The organism is Shewanella sp. SNU WT4, assembly GCF_006494715.1.
GTDB lineage: Bacteria > Pseudomonadota > Gammaproteobacteria > Enterobacterales > Shewanellaceae > Shewanella.
Map to the genome: position 1 here is coordinate 1,879,907 of NZ_CP041151.1, position 14,413 is coordinate 1,894,319.

7 protein-coding genes are annotated in these 14,413 nt (G+C 44.2%); 6 read left to right on the forward strand and 1 reads right to left on the reverse strand.

All coding sequences use genetic code 11. From position 1 onward, the window contains the following. The first annotated feature begins 62 nt into the window (after nucleotides 1–62). The 6 genes from FJQ87_RS08425 (at nucleotide 63) to FJQ87_RS08450 (ending at nucleotide 13,323) form a co-directional block, all read left to right on the forward strand. Nucleotides 63–2,888: a TonB-dependent receptor gene (locus tag FJQ87_RS08425; RefSeq protein WP_240778873.1), complete on the forward strand. Its 2,826-nt coding sequence runs from the start codon at nucleotides 63–65 to the stop codon at nucleotides 2,886–2,888. Between the two features lie 115 nt (nucleotides 2,889–3,003). Continuing rightward, the gene (locus tag FJQ87_RS08430; RefSeq protein WP_140934043.1) at nucleotides 3,004–4,329 is read left to right on the forward strand and encodes an IS4 family transposase; all 1,326 of its coding nucleotides are present in this window, start codon (nucleotides 3,004–3,006) and stop codon (nucleotides 4,327–4,329) included. Nucleotides 4,330–4,896: 567 nt separating this feature from the next. Continuing rightward, a complete protein-coding gene (locus tag FJQ87_RS08435; protein ID WP_140932257.1) occupies nucleotides 4,897–7,566 on the forward strand; it encodes a TonB-dependent receptor in 2,670 nt (889 codons plus the stop codon). A gap of 133 nt (nucleotides 7,567–7,699) precedes the next feature. After that, on the forward strand, nucleotides 7,700–9,025 hold the full coding sequence (locus FJQ87_RS08440; protein ID WP_140934043.1) for an IS4 family transposase: 1,326 nt from the start codon (nucleotides 7,700–7,702) through the stop codon (nucleotides 9,023–9,025). A 91-nt stretch (nucleotides 9,026–9,116) separates the two neighbouring features. Beyond that, complete coding sequence (locus FJQ87_RS08445) at nucleotides 9,117–10,133, forward strand: IS110 family transposase (protein ID WP_140932166.1); 1,017 nt, start codon at nucleotides 9,117–9,119, stop codon at nucleotides 10,131–10,133. A 568-nt stretch (nucleotides 10,134–10,701) separates the two neighbouring features. Further along, entirely contained in the window at nucleotides 10,702–13,323 is a 2,622-nt protein-coding gene (locus FJQ87_RS08450; RefSeq protein WP_140932258.1) for a TonB-dependent receptor, read from the forward strand. A 98-nt stretch (nucleotides 13,324–13,421) separates the two neighbouring features. On the opposite strand, the gene FJQ87_RS08455 is transcribed toward FJQ87_RS08450, so the two are convergent. Continuing rightward, nucleotides 13,422–14,381 carry a tRNA-dihydrouridine synthase gene (locus tag FJQ87_RS08455; RefSeq protein WP_140932259.1) on the reverse strand — a complete coding sequence of 320 codons (960 nt, stop codon included), beginning with the start codon at nucleotides 14,379–14,381 and terminating at the stop codon, nucleotides 13,422–13,424. Nucleotides 14,382–14,413: the final 32 nt, after the last annotated feature.

Consider the following 14,413-nt stretch of genomic DNA (forward strand, 5'->3'; position numbering starts at 1 on the left):
TTTGGGGTGGTTACTCTTGTTTTGTAACCATGATAACAACAATGAATGAAAGGATGAGGCATATGACAATGCAAACTGCAGTGGCTAACGCTGTTGGTATCAGCCTGTTTGCTATGGGGGTTAGCTCTATTCCCGCATTTGCGACAGAAACCAACGAAGTTGAACGGATTGAAGTCACAGGCTCACGAATTGTTAGGGAAGGCGCGATAGCTCCAACACCTGTGACTGTGATTACTGGTAAAGAGCTGCTCAATACGGGTGCAGTTAACATTGCCGATGCACTGAATGAATTACCGCAACTGGCGGACACATATTCACTCGGTAATTCAGGTACTTCCATTGGTACTGCGGGTCTGAATCGTTTAGATTTACGCGGTATGGGTTCGAATCGAACCTTGGTACTGGTGGATGGTAAGCGCCATGTGGCGGCTGTTCCTGGCTCTGCGGCTATGGATATTAATACTATTCCTACCGCTTGGGTTGAAAGCGTTGAGATTATTACCGGCGGTGCATCGGCGATTTATGGTGCCGATGCCGTGACTGGCGTGGTTAACTTTAAGCTCAAAAAGAGTATTGAAGGCTTTAACGCTAATGTCAGCAGTGGTTGGGCTGAAGACAGCGGTTATAACAATCAGCGCGCATCACTTAGTTACGGTAGTAACTTTGATAATGACCGTGGTAATGCCGCTATTTCGGTGGAATACGCGCAGCAAGCGCGCCTCGATATGATGGAACGCGATCAGACCGCAGTCTCTTGGGCAAGGTTTGCCGATAAATCTGGCAATACTGTCAATGAGTTTTTACCTAATGCTGGTCATTATCGGATCAGTAATGGCGGCACTACCAACATAGGCGGCAAATATTACACCTTTGACCCAGATGGCAGTGTGCGTGAAGTTGACCGTGGCGATAAATTTGATGGCGCCTATTGCGCTGGTGATTGCGACTACATCAATTTACGCCAGTGGGAAGAACTACAACCGGAATTTGATCGCACCACAGTGAACTTCAAAGTGAATTACGATCTTACCGATTCGCTCAACGGTTACTTGGAAGCTAAGTATTCGCAAACTAATGCGACCACGGCAGGTCAGCCAGCCTTCTTTTTCTTTAACCCTAAAACCACCATTGAAAGAGATAATGCTTTCATCAGCAATGAACTTGGCGCCTTGATGGATACTGCAGGCCTTGACAGTATCATGGTTAACCGGTTTATGAGTGATTTGGGGCCGCGCACCGAAGAAGATGAACGCACCACCCAGCGTTATGTGATGGGTATTCAAGGTGAAGTATTTAGCGGTTGGGACATGGACTCTTATGTGGTTTATGGCCAAACCAAGCATGACAGAACTAACCTTAACAACCTGATCTACGATAACTTTAACTATGCCATCGATGCCATTAAAGACCCCACTACTGGTCAAATTGTGTGCCGTGACTTAGAAGCTAGAGCCAATGGCTGCGTGCCCGCAAATATCTTTGGTCATGGTAATTTAAGTGATGAAGCGCGTGATTATATCAGTACTACTACTCGCGGTAGCTCTACTATCAAGCAGTTTGTGACTGGTGCATCCATCGCTAACTCGAGTTTATTTGAGTTACCCGCGGGTTATGTCGGGGTTGCGACAGGGGTTGAATATCGCCGCGAAGAAAGTACTTCCGATGAAGACCCATTTGCCGCCGCAGGCAATACCTTCTTCAATGCTTTGCAAAGTGAAGGTGGTAAATTTAACGTTAAAGAAATTTTTGCTGAAGTCTCTATTCCACTGCTCGCCGATTTGCCGTTAATCGAACAGCTGAATATGGATGCGGCGGTGCGTTATGCTGATTATTCATCTGTGGGTGATGCTACCAGTTGGAAGCTTGGGCTTGATTGGGCGCTATATAGTGATTTGCGAGTGCGCTCGACCATTGCTACCGCGATGCGGGCACCTAATATTGGTGAGCTTTATTCCGCGCAGTCGCAGAACTTCTTTAGGGTGAACGATAGCTGTAAAGCCAGTGAAATGACCAGTTTAACTCCAGAGCAGCGCGCTATTCGCAGTGCTAATTGTGCAGCCCTTGGTGTACCCACTGGCTTTGATGATCCCTATGATGATAAGACCCTCGAAGGGTTATCTGGCGGTAATGAAAACTTAAAGCCTGAAGAGTCTAAGTCATTTACCGCAGGCTTTGTGTTTGAGCCAAGCTATGTCGAAAACTTAGTCTTTATGGTGGATTATTGGCAGATTGAAATTACCGATGCTATTAGCTCAATTAGCGCGCAAGATATTATAGATAAGTGCGTGGATTCAGCGACGGGAGTCGATAATCAATATTGCAGCTTGATCACCCGCGATAAGAATAATCATCAAATCACAAACATTTTACAGGTAGTGCAAAATATAGCCAAGTCAGAAACCTCTGGGGTGGATTTCCAGTTAGGATATGATTTCCCATTGGCAGGCGGTGACTTTAAAACCAACTTACTGGCGACTTATTTAATCGAGAGTAAGAGTTATCCATTCCAAGATAATGTCAGCGAATATGAAGAATATGCTGGCGTAATTGGCGATGCTAAATGGCAAGGGCAACTTAGGTTTGCCTACAATATAGATGCGTTAACCTTAAATTGGAAAACGACTTATATCGATAGGGTAAGTTTATATACCGACCAATTTAGCGCTAATTACGATAAGCCTTATTCCAATATTATGGAATATGGTTCATACGCGACCACAGATATTTTTGGTTCTTATGAGTTGAATAATGGCTTATCTATTGGTTTAGGTGTTGATAATTTATTCGATAGAGATTTGCCGATTATGGCTACTGGTAACGGCAGTGGCCAAGGCGGCTACGATAATATAGGTAGGTTCTATTATTTAACGCTAGATTATGCCATCTAATGTTTAAACGATAAAAAAGCCCTCAACTGAGTAATGCCGATCAGTTAAGACAGATCGCTTGACGATCTCACTGAAAGGATCAAAATCCGATGACCCCATGTCATCGGATTTTTTTATGCAACTTTCAGAAGCTTTGGCGCGTACTCATATCAATCGCCATACCGAATTCACCTGTCTGGCCGATGTGCTTGAGCCAGATTTAATTCAGTCGTGCCTTGATTCACATGGTGTTGCCAGTTTACGGCGACGTAAGTTACCTATGGATGCCATGATTTGGGCGGTGATTGGTATGGCTCTGTTCAGAGGCGAGTCCGTCCGCTCTCTCATCAATAAGCTTGATATCGTCTTACCTCAAGAGGTGGATTACGTGGCTCGCAGCGCTGTCACGCAAGCGCGCAAGCGCCTGGGCTCTGACGTTGTTCAGGATGTGTTTAAGCGAAGCGCCAAGACTTGGCATGAGAGAGCAGAGCATCCTCATTGGTGTGGACTCAACCTCTACGGTGTCGATGGTGTCGTGTGGCGAACACCTGATAGTGAGCAAAACAACCAGGCCTTTGCCAAAACCGCCAATGCTGCTGGTGATGCTGCCTATCCTCAAATTCGTATGGTTTGCATGATGGAATTAAGCAGTCACTTGGTATTGAACAGCGCCTTTGATTCTGTTGCTGTCAGTGAAATGAATTTAGCCGCCGAACTGATATCCAGCATACCCAATAACAGCCTGACGCTGTTTGACAGAGGCTTCTATTCGTTGGGGCTTTTGCACGCCTGGCAACAGGCTCAACCTAACAGCCACTGGCTGCTGCCGTTGAAGAAAGGGACACAATATGAAGTGGTACGCTCTTTAGGAAAACACGACCAACTGGTGCAGTTAACCACCACACCTCAAGCCAGAAAGAAGTGGCCTATGCTGCCTGACAATATTGAAGCTCGCTTACTGACGAAGACGGTAAAAGGTAAGTTGGTTTCAATTTTGACCTCATTAACTGACCCCTTGCGTTATCCGGGGGCCGAGATAGTGGATTTATATGCCCATCGATGGGAGATAGAAGTGGGCTATCGGGAGATGAAGCAGCATCTGCTGGAGAGTCGCTTTACGTTACGCAGTCAATTGCCAGAGCTGGTTATCCAAGAATTGTGGGGGGTACTGTTGGCCTATAACCTCATCAGATACAAGATGGTGTTGATGGCTAAAAGCTTACCGTCGTTACATCCGAACCAATTGAGCTTTAGAGATGCGTCGAGTTATATCATTTTAAAACTGACTCAGCTGTCATCTCAAACGCGAGGGAATGTCCCGAGAGATGTCTTGGACATAGTGCGTAATGCGAGACAGTTCAAGCTTGATGGGAAACGGGATAGGGCCTATCCACGTGCGTTAAAAATGAGTAAAAACAAGTATCCCATTAAGCCTAAGAAAAATGCCGTTCACACTAAGTGAACGGCATTACTCAACTGAGGGCTTTTTTTTGCATAAAAGTTAGCGTTAGTGAGATGTTATTGAATATTTTACGTTTGCAAGTCTCTATTGGCTCTGGTTTATAGCACTTTTTTGGTTGTCGACCAGAATGTGCCAATCCTTGATGTTGATAAATGACTCGTTAACATGTGAATGGCCATAAAGCTTAATTTATTGTCAGTTTACTCAGTCATTAATCCCTTATAGTTGCGAGTTAAATGATATTTGCGGTGTGATATTCATCACGGATTTGACAATTTCGTGCCGTTCGATTTTTTGTTGTTAAATGTTAATTGTTATGCGCTTGTGTTAATTGGTATTTGCTAATCAAGCCTGCTACTACTGGTTGTTCCTTATGCTAATAATAATTAGTCAATTCATTTATCTCATCAAATTTAACCAAGCTTAAAAAAGTGACTATTTTAGTTAACAATATTTAATGTTGACCTGTTGCTTGTTATTGATAAGTATTTTTATCGGAAGGCATGGTTATTAAAATAATAAGTTTCGGTAAATCCTCCTACTGCCGAATGTTGAGGGAATGAAAATATGTCAACGCAAACAGCTGTATCTAAGGCAGTACGTCTTAGTTTGTTTGCTTTAGTTTCATCATCTGTGGCCAATATCGCCCAGGCTGAAACTGAGCAAAATGAAAATAATCTTGAACGCATTGAAGTCACTGGTTCACGCATTCAACGTACTGATATGGAAACCTCATCACCTGTGACCGTGATCAGCAAGGCTGAAATTGATGCTTCAGGTGTGGCGACTGTGTCTGATTTTGTACGTAATTTATCACAGAACAGTTTTGGTTCATTTCGTGATGCGTCAGGATTTGGTGCCGGTCAATCATCGCAATCAACTGTGAGTATGCGTGGTCTTGGCCCGCAGCGTACCTTGCTGTTGATTGATGGTCGCCGCATGGGGTCATCGGTGGCATTTGGCGGTGGTACTCAAAATCTTAACGTTGTGCCTATGGCTGCGGTGGAACGCATTGAAGTACTGCGTGATGGTGCTTCTGCGGTTTATGGCTCTGATGCTGTAGCAGGCGTAATTAACATTATCACCAAAAAAGAATACCAAGGCGTGGAAGTGGATGCTGAACAAGGCATTACTGAGCACGGCGGTGCGGAAAACAGTAACCTACGTATGACCTTTGGTGTGTCAGGTGACAAAACCAATATGGTCGCTTCAGTAGAATACTTTAATCGCTCTCCCTTGTATGACAGAGACAGAGATTTTAGTAGTCACTTAGATAGTTCTTGGGGCTGGCCTGGCACAGGTTCTTACACTGATGGTAGTAAGCCGAAAGTTGATAAGGAAGGAAAACCAGTACTTGATGCAAATGGTAAGCCTGTGTATGAAACGGTTTCCTTTGCTGATGCGCGCTGTGATGGCTCAGAAAATTCAAGCTTAATCACAGATAATAAAGGCAATAAAATTTGCGCATACAACGCCGCGCAAGACTCTGCCACTATGGCTGCGCAAGAACGTTTCTCGACTTTCTTTAAAGTGGATCATGAGCTCACCGCTGACATCAACTGGACTAACCGTCTGATGATGACTCGGGTGTGGACTGAAGGTCAGTATGCCGGCGCGCCAAACAGTAATAACCCAGTACTTAAACATACGAGTGAAAACTCAGACATCTATCTGGCAACGGTTGATAAATATGGCAGCCAATGGTTAAAGGATGAAGTGGCTGCTGGTCGCTATGTTGATATCGCGCTTAAAATGCGAACCACGCCGCTTGGGCCAAGGATCACTAAGGTTCAAGACTCAGATATTAACTTCTTAACCGCACTCGATGGTTATTCAGATGTGTTAGGCGGCATGACTTGGGGTTTGGGCGCGCAGTGGATCCGATCCGATGTAAGTTCTGTGCAATCAGGCGCGGCTAACGCCACTGTTATTCAAGAGTTATTAGATAACGGTAAGCTTGATTACTTTGCCGCGGGTAGCGGTTATGTTGAAGGTCATAATGAAGAGGCGATTCAGGCCGCAGGCCATACCGCGTTATTTAACGGCCGGGTGCAAACCTATGGTGTCGATGGCGGCTTTAGCATAGATCTGTTTGATATTCCCAATGGCACCATTCCATTAGCCTTAGGCTTTGAGTGGAACCGTACCGAATATGAAAAAATTTATGACTTAGCATCTAACCAAGGCAATATTGTCGGCAGCTCAGGTGGCGACATTATCACAGGTAAGAGTCGTGAAGTATGGTCATTATCGGCAGAAACCATTATTCCGGTATTGGATAATTTAGACGTGGAATTGTCGGCTCGTTTTGATGACTACAGCGATTTTGGTAGTACTTTCAATCCGAAAGCTGGTATTAGCTATCGCCCATTTGACTCGTTATTACTGCGCGCCTCTTATGGCACAGGCTTTAGAGCGCCAACCTTTGATGATTTGTACACAGGTCAGTCGGAAACCTTCCTATGGGCTTCAGATTGGGCATCATGCGCAGGCTCTTCAACCTGTGATAAGAAGCAATACAAGGCATTTTATCAGGGCAACGAAGACTTAGAGCCTGAAGAGTCAACCTCTTTGTCTATGGGAATGGTGTGGAATATCACTGATGAGTTAGATGTTGAACTCTCTTATTATGATATCCAAATAGATAATGTTATCAGCACCTTGTCATCACAAGATGTATTTAACTTAGAGCGCGATGGCTATGATGTTTCAGGAATGCTGTTCCGCGAGAATAATGGCGACGTTAACCATCTCTTATTGCAAAAACTGAATTTGGGTGAGTTAAAAACCCGCGGCATTGATTTCAACGTCCGTTACTTATTGCCAACCCAAGTGGGTGACTTTAACTTTGGCGCTGAGACCAATTATGTCTTGAGCTGGGAAGCTAAGGATGGCCCAAATTCGCCAATGGAAGATATCGTGGGTGAAACAGATCAACCGCAATTTAGGATAAATCTTAGCTCTACCTGGTCACATAATGAGTGGGAAGCATCTTTGTTTGCCCGTTATACCGCAGAGCAAGAAGATGCTGAATATGGCAAGACGGACGGTCAATGGATAGTCGATACGCAAGTAGGTTACTATTTACCATGGAATGCTAAAGTCAATCTTGGTATTCGTAATTTACTTGATGAAGAGCCGCCATTTAATTATGAAGTTGGTTTCCCTTATTACAGCACTAGCTTATATGACCCCATAGGGCGTGAATATTATCTGCGTTACAACCAGAAGTTTTAATATTCATATCATGTAAAGTAAGCGTATAAAAAAAGACCAGTCAATAGCTTAATGCCGATCAGTTAAGACAGATCGCTTGACGATCTCACTGAAAGGATCAAAATCCGATGACCCCATGTCATCGGATTTTTTTATGCAACTTTCAGAAGCTTTGGCGCGTACTCATATCAATCGCCATACCGAATTCACCTGTCTGGCCGATGTGCTTGAGCCAGATTTAATTCAGTCGTGCCTTGATTCACATGGTGTTGCCAGTTTACGGCGACGTAAGTTACCTATGGATGCCATGATTTGGGCGGTGATTGGTATGGCTCTGTTCAGAGGCGAGTCCGTCCGCTCTCTCATCAATAAGCTTGATATCGTCTTACCTCAAGAGGTGGATTACGTGGCTCGCAGCGCTGTCACGCAAGCGCGCAAGCGCCTGGGCTCTGACGTTGTTCAGGATGTGTTTAAGCGAAGCGCCAAGACTTGGCATGAGAGAGCAGAGCATCCTCATTGGTGTGGACTCAACCTCTACGGTGTCGATGGTGTCGTGTGGCGAACACCTGATAGTGAGCAAAACAACCAGGCCTTTGCCAAAACCGCCAATGCTGCTGGTGATGCTGCCTATCCTCAAATTCGTATGGTTTGCATGATGGAATTAAGCAGTCACTTGGTATTGAACAGCGCCTTTGATTCTGTTGCTGTCAGTGAAATGAATTTAGCCGCCGAACTGATATCCAGCATACCCAATAACAGCCTGACGCTGTTTGACAGAGGCTTCTATTCGTTGGGGCTTTTGCACGCCTGGCAACAGGCTCAACCTAACAGCCACTGGCTGCTGCCGTTGAAGAAAGGGACACAATATGAAGTGGTACGCTCTTTAGGAAAACACGACCAACTGGTGCAGTTAACCACCACACCTCAAGCCAGAAAGAAGTGGCCTATGCTGCCTGACAATATTGAAGCTCGCTTACTGACGAAGACGGTAAAAGGTAAGTTGGTTTCAATTTTGACCTCATTAACTGACCCCTTGCGTTATCCGGGGGCCGAGATAGTGGATTTATATGCCCATCGATGGGAGATAGAAGTGGGCTATCGGGAGATGAAGCAGCATCTGCTGGAGAGTCGCTTTACGTTACGCAGTCAATTGCCAGAGCTGGTTATCCAAGAATTGTGGGGGGTACTGTTGGCCTATAACCTCATCAGATACAAGATGGTGTTGATGGCTAAAAGCTTACCGTCGTTACATCCGAACCAATTGAGCTTTAGAGATGCGTCGAGTTATATCATTTTAAAACTGACTCAGCTGTCATCTCAAACGCGAGGGAATGTCCCGAGAGATGTCTTGGACATAGTGCGTAATGCGAGACAGTTCAAGCTTGATGGGAAACGGGATAGGGCCTATCCACGTGCGTTAAAAATGAGTAAAAACAAGTATCCCATTAAGCCTAAGAAAAATGCCGTTCACACTAAGTGAACGGCATTAAGTCAATAGCTGGTCTTAATTAGATGGTCCGCCTCACCCCTAAGCTAAGCTTAGGGTTAGGCAAACAAAGAGGCGAACCATCATGTCTACTATTAAAGTAATTGGGATCGATTTAGGCAAATCTTCTTTTCATCTTGTTGCTCATGACTATAGCGGTCGAGAGCAATTTCGAAAGCATTTATCTCGCGCAAAACTTATTGAGTTTTTAGCTCAAACACCCGCAACAATCATAGCCATGGAGTCATGTGGTGGCTCACATTGGCTCGCTCGAAAGTGCCAGTCTTTTGGGCACGAAGTTAAACTCATTCCTCCGCAGTACGTTAAACCTTACGTTAAAACTAATAAAAATGATTACATCGATGCTGATGCAATAGCGGAAGCATCAACACGCCCATCGATGCGCTTTGTTGGTGTTAAAACTGAAACTGCTCAGGTTATCTCAGTGATCCAACGTATTCGTTCTAGTTACGTAAAAGAGCGTACCGCGTGCATGTCCCGTATTGGAGCTATCTTGCTTGAATTTGGTATGAGCTTCCCTAAAGGGCATAGCAAGATGAAGAGCCTATTTCAATGGCTTGCTTATAGTAAAGAATCTATTCCTCAGATGTTAATGCAGGAGTTGATTGAGCATCACGAATACTATTTACAGCTTAATGAGCGTATTGCAGGTCAAGATAACAAGCTGAAACAGCTTGTCGAGCAAAATGAAGATGCTCAACTGCTTAAATCTATCCCAGGTGTGGGAAATTTAACCGCGAGTCAGTGTTTAGCGGATATCTCCGATGTGGGTCACTTTAAAAATGGACGACAGTTAGCCGCCTGGATAGGGCTTGTCCCACATCAATACTCAACTGGCGGCAAAACCACGCTTTTGGGGATAAGTAAGCGCGGCAACAAAGCGTTGAGGACGTTATTCATCCATGGTGCACGGTCGATTTTATCAAGGCCAGAGGTTGCAGTCGCTGTTTTTGGTGAATGGATTTTGGAGTTAAGAGCCAGAAAGCCATTTAACGTAGCGGTTGTCGCTTTGGCGAATAAGTTAGTGCGGATAGCGTGGTCAGTGTTATCGACCAAGCAAGCATTTGAAGTAAGAGTTTAAGCCGAGTTTGCAGATGATAAAAAAGATGGCAGAACGGTCAGACCACTAGATTGAAGACCTGACATAAAAAACAGCAACGCAGTATGCTTTGGGCTTTTTGAGGACAATCTAGCGCGGAACTCATCGTGGAGCGGGTGGTAGCACCTAATGAAGACTCCGAATACATTAGCGCAAACCAACCTCGTTATCGAAAATATCATTTGCAATAACGAGACGGACCATACATTTTTTATGCGTTAATGCGGCAAGTTAATGCCGCTGAATAACAAATGTTACTTAAGTGCGGGGTGAATTAATTGTAGCATATGTTGCGCAAGTGTAAATAATGTAAAATATGTTAAATCAATAAAAATATGTAACTGCTTGATTTTTAGTGTTTTGTGTTTTTAGTCTTACTTTTTTTGTTAATTAAAATTCGCCATGTAAAAAAACATGATAAATATCACAAAACATGATTGACTGCGCTCAAATTGTTTAACATTATTCACTCAGCAATTTAATTGTCATACACATAAATATAAAAACAAAGCAGCATTTGACTTGTTCTGGTCAAATATTGGAGGGATATATGGTAGCAATGAATTTAACGGCTAAAGCAGTACGCCGCTCATTATTAGTGTTAGCGTCAACGAGCACAGTGTTTACTGGCGTGAGTTATGCTGCAACTGCAACCGATGCTGAAAAAGTAGAACGCATTGAAGTGACTGGCTCTCGTATTCAACGTGCCGATATGGAAACCGCAAGTCCAGTCACAACCATTGATGCAGCAACGATTAAAGCTAGTGGTGCAACATCTATTGATGAAGTTTTACAAAAAATGACCGCCACTGGCGGAGCTATGACTAATCCTGGTGTTAATAATGGCTCTAACGGTAATGCTAGCATCAACCTCAGAGGCTTAGGTTCACAGCGAACCTTAGTGTTAGTCAATAGTCGCCGTATGGTTAACTCAGGTACAGGTGCTGCTTCAACAGTTGATTTGAATACCATTCCTGTCTCTATGATTAAACGCGTTGAAGTACTTAAAGATGGCGCATCAGCTATCTATGGTTCCGATGCCGTTGCCGGTGTCGTCAATATCATTTTGGTTGATGATTTTGAAGGTTTCGAAATGAACCTGCAAAACGGCATTTCAGGCCAAGGTGATGCCGAGGAAATGAGCTTTGATATTACGTTAGGCGCAAACTTTGACCGTGGAAATGTGGTCATGGGCATGCAATATATGGATCGCGGTAGTGCTTCTATGTCCGACCGTGGATTTTCTGAGTGTCCAATATTAGAGCGAAATGCTGCTGGCGGTGGTAGAGAAACCTTTTGTGGTGGTAGTGCTTATAGTGCTTATGGTCATATTTGGGGACCAGATGGACGCGATGAACTGCAAGGCGGTGCTGATGGCAGTTGGCATGAGTTTGCTGATGCCGACCGTTACAATTATTCAAGTACCAGTTACCTATATACCCCTATGCAGCGCTTAAATCTAACTGCTTTAGCTAACTATCAACTGACGGACGACACTAAGTTATTTGCTGAAGGCATGTTTACTAAACGTTGGTCATCGCAACAAATGGCACCTCAGCCAATTTGGACAGATACCTTTGAATATAAAGAAGCTATGGGTAATAGCCTATTAGCTCATGGGTACAAGTATGGCGATTCACTTGATTATGGTCGCCGCATGACGGATATCGGTAACCGTGAATTTAGCCAGGTTGTTGATACTGCAAGGGTTGTATTAGGTCTTGATGGTGAACTGAATAATGGCTGGAATTGGGATGCTTCGGTTAACTATGGTCGAAATGACTCAGTCGATCGCTTAGCCAATCTGGTTAATATGGGTAGCATTAATGAAGGTATTGAAAACGGCACCTTTAATCCATTGGATCAAAACTCTTGGAGTAGGGAGAGTCTAGGTGGAAGTATCTATACAGAGCTTAACTCTGGTGGTAGCGAGATGTTTATTGTCTCGGCTAACATTGATGGCGAGCTCATGGAGCTACCAGCGGGTTATTTAGGCTTTGCGGCAGGTATTGAGCACCGAAAAGAAAGTGCGTGGTTTATTCCAGACTCTTTAACCTCACAAGGTTTGGCTAACGATCCTAAGGTGGAGCCTACTAGTGGTGAATACGATGTGAATGAAGCCTATCTTGAGTTAGCTATTCCGTTGTTAAGTGATTTACCATTTGCTCAGCAAGTTGATTTAAGTGCAGCGGTTCGTGCTTTTGAATACAGTACCTTTGGTATGGATAGCACTTGGAAGTTAGGATTAACCTGGCGCTTAGTGGATGACTTGATGTTACGTGGCGTGGCTTCTACAGCCTTCAGAGCCCCCTCTGTTGATGAACTTTATGGTGGTGAATCTCCATCCTTCGACAAAGTGGAGCATCCCGTTGGTCAAGAGCAAGCGGAGGTAACGCGTGGTGGTAATCCGAATCTGACACCAGAAGAGGCCGATATCCTGACTGCTGGTTTTGTATATTCACCCGGTTGGTTTGATGGTTTTTCTATGACCGCCGATTATTACAATATTAAAGTGACTAACTCTATTGCCTTAGTTGATTCACAATATATTGTTGATCAGTGTATGGATGCTCAAGGTAACCCAATTAATGGTGCAACCGCATTATGTAAGTCGGCAGATATTAAGATGGGACCTGGAAATCGGATTATTTTCAATAACCAGTTACAAAACATTGGTGCAGAAAATACCTCAGGTGTGGATATTAACTTAGCCTATACCTTCGAAGCTTTAGGCTTAGATTGGCGCACAGGCTTAGACACCACAATTTTACTCGAAAACGAGTCGATTATTCTGGATCAAGCAATTGACTACGCGGGTTTTATTACTGCTGGTAACGGCGGTTTTGCTAAATATAAGAGTAACTTTAGTTTAGGCGTCCAATCTGACGAATGGACTGCAAATTATGAAGCACGCTATATCGATGGCATGGACAGTTATGCGTGTGTTGCTGATGCCACTAAATGTGTTGCGCCTACTACAGGTTCTGTGATGTACCATGATATTTCGGCAAGTTACTTCTTACCACATGGTTGGAAAGTATCAGGTGGCGTGAACAACTTGTTTGATAAGGCACCACCTTATTACACGGGTAACAATGATTCAAATACCGATCCATATACCTATGATACTTTAGGTCGTTATTTTTACCTGCAAGTTAGTCTAAAAATGTAATTTTAATGATTCACTAAAAAAGCGCCTACGGGCGCTTTTTTTATGGCTAAGCTAATTCATCAAACATACGCATAAAGTGAATACAGTGAAACACTCGATTATTGCTGCAAGCTGAGCTCGGCTTTTGCCGCCTGTAGACTGGCGACAATCGGGGCGGTTTCTTTATGAGAGCGTAACTGCCTAAATAACGTATCGGCCTGTGGATATTGGCGATTCAAATACGAAAACCACTGCTTAATTCGAGATGGATAATAACAACTCTTACGACCATTAAGCTCACGTTCTGAATACGCCAGCATCAAATCTAAGGTTTGCTCCCAGGTAAATGGGGTATCACCATTTTTAATACAGGCGGCTAAATTGGGGAGCGAAATGGCGCCGCGTCCAATCATCACGCTTTCACACCCAGTAATGGCTTGGCAGCGCTTGGCATCATCGGCAGACCAAATTTCGCCATTGGCTATCACAGGAATTGCTAAGGCTTGGCGCAAATCAGTAATGTATTCCCAATAAGCAGGCGGCTTATAGCCATCCACTTTACTGCGGGCATGTACCGCAAGCTCATTGGCGCCAGCTTCCGCAATGGCTAATGCATTTTCCATGTATAAACTGCGATCGTTAAACCCCAAACGGATTTTTGCTGTCACCATATGCTCTGGAGGCACAGCATCGCGCATGGCTTTAACAATGGCATAGAGCTGCTCAGGATATTGCAGTAATACCGCGCCGCCATTGCTTTTATTGACCATTTTCGCCGGACAGCCAAAGTTGATATCGACGCCATGGGAGCCAAGCTCTACCGCTTTTACTGCATTTTCAGCAACATACTCAGGATGCTGCCCTAATAACTGCACTCGAACTGGGGTGCCAGATGGGGTGAAACCATCATTTTTAAGCTCAGGGCAGAGCCGATAAAAAACCTTATCCGGTAAAATTTGGTCTGTGACACGAATAAACTCTGTCACCATTAAATCAAAGGGATTAATGCTGGAAAGTATGTCGCGCATGAGTGCGTCTACTACACCTTCCATAGGTGCCAGAATAACTCGTGTTTTCATAAATGTCTGCGAATGATAACGATGGGCGCGCA